Origin of the sequence: Pontibacterium sp., from assembly GCF_041587635.1 — a bacterium.
Classification (GTDB): Bacteria; Pseudomonadota; Gammaproteobacteria; order Pseudomonadales; family Balneatricaceae; genus Pontibacterium.
Window position 1 is genome coordinate 1 of record NZ_JBFGYC010000440.1, and the last position, 3,450, is coordinate 3,450.

At 51.2% G+C, this 3,450-nt stretch carries 7 protein-coding genes; 1 reads left to right on the forward strand and 6 read right to left on the reverse strand.

The window, feature by feature from the left end; all coding sequences use genetic code 11:
* Positions 1-233: enoyl-CoA hydratase-related protein (locus tag ABYW01_RS17080; protein WP_372835050.1), on the forward strand; the 233-nt coding region annotated here is incomplete at its 5' end.
* 60 nt (positions 234-293) lie between these two features.
* On the opposite strand, the gene ABYW01_RS17085 is transcribed toward ABYW01_RS17080, so the two are convergent.
* The 6 genes from ABYW01_RS17085 to ABYW01_RS17110 all read right to left on the reverse strand — a co-directional run bounded on the left by ABYW01_RS17085 (position 294) and on the right by ABYW01_RS17110 (position 3,402).
* A complete protein-coding gene (locus tag ABYW01_RS17085; protein WP_372835053.1) occupies positions 294-473 on the reverse strand; it encodes a hypothetical protein in 180 nt (59 codons plus the stop codon).
* 77 nt (positions 474-550) lie between these two features.
* Positions 551-1,186 carry a hypothetical protein gene (locus tag ABYW01_RS17090; protein WP_372835056.1) on the reverse strand — a complete coding sequence of 212 codons (636 nt, stop codon included), beginning with the start codon at positions 1,184-1,186 and terminating at the stop codon, positions 551-553.
* Between the two features lie 3 nt (positions 1,187-1,189).
* On the reverse strand, positions 1,190-1,687 hold the full coding sequence (locus ABYW01_RS17095) for an RNA polymerase sigma factor (protein WP_372835058.1): 498 nt from the start codon (positions 1,685-1,687) through the stop codon (positions 1,190-1,192).
* 3 nt (positions 1,688-1,690) lie between these two features.
* Entirely contained in the window at positions 1,691-2,278 is a 588-nt protein-coding gene (locus ABYW01_RS17100) for a putative DNA-binding domain-containing protein (protein ID WP_372835061.1), read from the reverse strand.
* Positions 2,275-3,114 (reverse strand): DUF692 domain-containing protein, encoded by an 840-nt coding sequence (locus ABYW01_RS17105; RefSeq protein ID WP_372835064.1) that lies wholly within the window; start codon positions 3,112-3,114, stop codon positions 2,275-2,277. The genes ABYW01_RS17100 and ABYW01_RS17105 overlap by 4 nt, the downstream gene beginning before the upstream one ends.
* A 15-nt stretch (positions 3,115-3,129) precedes the next feature.
* Entirely contained in the window at positions 3,130-3,402 is a 273-nt protein-coding gene (locus ABYW01_RS17110; protein WP_193951654.1) for a DUF2282 domain-containing protein, read from the reverse strand.
* Positions 3,403-3,450: the final 48 nt, after the last annotated feature.

Consider the following 3,450-nt stretch of genomic DNA (forward strand, 5'->3'; position numbering starts at 1 on the left):
AACCTGAAGAGCTGCTACCAACCGCGATGAAAATGGCTCACCAGATGGCATCGAAACCACCACAAGCTCTGCGCATGACGAAACGCCTGCTGAAATCGGCACAACGCCATGAGCTAAAAGACTTCCTTGAGCTTTGCGCTGTGTTCCAGGGCATGTGTCACAACACAAATGACCATATGGAAGCGATCAACGCGTTTATCGAAAAACGCCCGGGCGATTATCAGGGCAACTGATAGCGACTGATATATCGGGCTACCCGACCTACGGGTAACCCGATCTTTGCACACTCGGTATCACATCGAACGCTTCGTTTCATTGGCAGTTTCTATCGATACCCGCACAATCGGTTCGGTTCGGTTCGGTTCGGTTCGGTTCGCCACCAGCGTTGAGCATTCGCAGCCATCCAATAGCGCATATCCAGAGTTGAGGAGCAATGCACCTACATCATCGTGCAGATGTTTCTGGTCCTTCACGCGATAAACCCAAATAACTGACAAAAAAAGCGGCCTTTCAGCCGCTTTAACCCTAGGTTTGATCGCTTTTGCGTCAGTTACATATCAGCAACTAACGCCATCAACAGGCCTTTTTCGACCCATAATGTGACTTTCACACCTTTCACCATCAGTTCCTGTGGCGTTTCGCCCTTATCGATATCAGGAATATGCCCGTAACGTTCTTCGTCGTAACCCACTTCATAGAAGGTTCTCAACTCACTGTCGGTGCCCCGATACCGGATCTGGGTGGCGGTAATACCTTTCACCGAACAATAACGCCCACCAATCATCAGGTTTTCCGGCAGATCGAACTGCGTCTCCAGCAAACTTGATCGCACGGGCGAAAAGTCCAGCTGCGTAAAGTATCGCCGGATCTCGGTCATAGACTGCGTCTCTACATCCATGGGCTTAAGCTGCAGGTGGTTACCCGCCAATTCCAACGCAATATCCCGGCTGTATTGTTGTGTCGAGTTTTGCCAAATAAATAAACTCACCACCAAGACGCAACAGGCTGCCGCGACACCCAACCATATGGGTAGCTTTGATCTCTTAACCGGCGCTTCAGCGAGTACATCCCGCTGCATGGCCAACAGCTCATCCATTTGACCAAAACTCAACTGCTCAGACTCAGCCTGCTTACGGATTGCGTCCTTCAGGGGCAGTTGCGCATGGACAGTGTCATCCTGCTTCATACCCTACTCCTGTGATCGAGATAACGAATTGCTCATCGCCTGACAGCGTTTTCGCAGTCGGTGGATGCGCGATAAAAAAGTGCCTCGCGGCATATCTAGTAAGGCACAGGCTTCATCTGTGCTGTACCCAAGCACGGCCCAGTGATACAAAATATCACGATCCTCTACACTGAGCTGCGCCCATAGTCCCTGTAGTTCATCGGAATCAATCACCACCTGTTCCAGATCAACCGGAGATATATCGTACAGGGCTAATTCTTCAAAGGATTCACTTTGCCAACGCTGTCGATAACGGTAATGGTCTATATAACGATTACGGATCAGCGTCCGCATATAGGCGACGGGACATTCTATCACCTGCGTCCCGCGCTTCACCTTGATCAGATAAGATTCAACGGCCGACTGCAGGAGATCATAGGCATCATCCCGATGCTGGCTCAGTACCATGGCATATTGATATAAGGTTTGCAGTTGGGTTTCATCGAGCATCGTGTCGCTCATGCATCAGCCCTCATCTGCATTAAACACCTGCAGGGAAGGCATCACCTTGATGCGTAACCCATCACGCCAGATAGCAACCGGCGATTCAAAAGAGATCCGTGCCGAAATATCCGCGTAGGGATGTAATTCGGCAAGCTGATGCACCCATTCACGATCCAAACTCAGCTCAGACGCCGCGTCGACCAAAATGGGCTCGCCTCCGTGTCCTACATCATCATCCGCATAATATTGAGCAGTAATCGCGTATTCGACCGCGGCTAGCGCCGCCAGCGCAGGCCAGTCAAATGCATCGGCTTTAGCCCCATGCACCTGAGCTGCCAATAACTCGGCGAACTGTTCGCCGTAGCGATTGATGTCCCACTGGCTTGCTGGAAAGTGCTGCACATAGACATTAGACAGCGCCGCAAACGGCGTTTCACCCAGCTGCGTCCGCACACACAGAAAAATATTATGCAGGGCTAAAGCATGCACGCCCATGTAGTTGTTGGTATACGCGGATACGTTCGGCTGGCCTTCCAACACAGCATCGGCAAACGCGGTTAACGATTCGCGATAGTCACTGCAGCCTGATGGTTTATCTGCTTCACTCACGCGCGCTCTGCTCCTGCGGTCTGAGCCTTGTCCTGAATGTTTTGTGCCATCTCACGCTGTTCAAGCAACACCTCAAACGACGGCAGATTGGCATCCCATTCAATCAGACAGGGAACATCGGCTCTCAGTTCACAGAAATCCACATAGGATTGCCACACAGCATCACATACAGGTGCCCCGTGCGTATCAATCAACATTCCATCCTGTTCTGTAAACCCGGCCAGATGGATCTCTCCAACCCGCTCTAACGGCAGTTCAGAGATCAAGCGCGTCATGTCTTCACCCAGATTGCACTGGTTGACGTAGGCGTTGTTCAGGTCCAACAGCAACCCGCAGTCCGCTTCTTCACACACAGCGGCCATAAACTGACCTTCGCTGAGGTGACTTTCATCGTAACTGTAATAACGCGAAAGGTTTTCGATCAGAATTTGTCGACCCAAACGATCCTGAACCTCACGTACCCGCCCAGCCAGATGCCGGACGGCCTCATCAGTAAAAGGTACAGGCATCAAGTCATGGAAATACTGGCCCGCGTGAGTAGTAAAACATGCGTGCTCAGAGACCAGCGCAGGATTAAATTCATCAACTGCGATTCTAAGGCGCTTCAGATATTCCGCATCCAGAGGTTCAACCCCGGCCAGACTCAAATTGACGCCATGAAAGCTTAACGGATACTGGTCGTTGATCTTATGGAGCAAGGCGCGGCTCAGGCCACCGCCCAGATAGTTGCAAATATGCACCTCAAACCAAGGCACATCCGGCGCATCCCTCAGCACTTCCCGCAGATGGGGTGAACGCAGACCTAAGCCTGCGCCACTACAACCTCTATCGGTCATATTGTTGCCGCCTGATTATTTAGCAGGCTTAATTTTCGCAACAACACCACCAGTAATTTTCTTACAGGTGCCTTCAGGTACGTATACCCATTCATTCTCCATGTTGTCGGCTTTAGCCTGACTTGCACAACCGTGGGAACCGTCCAGCGCACCACAATCATTCATACCCGCTTTTGCGATACCCGCACATTTTTCCCAGTTCTTAGGCGCATCAGGCACAGCATATGCGGAAGTGGCAACGGCACTCAGGCTGATGATCGTCGCGGTAATCAAAGTTTTGCTGTTCATTGTTAGGTCTCTCCTCGAAGCATTATTTTTGAAGTGGATTCAGGCCAC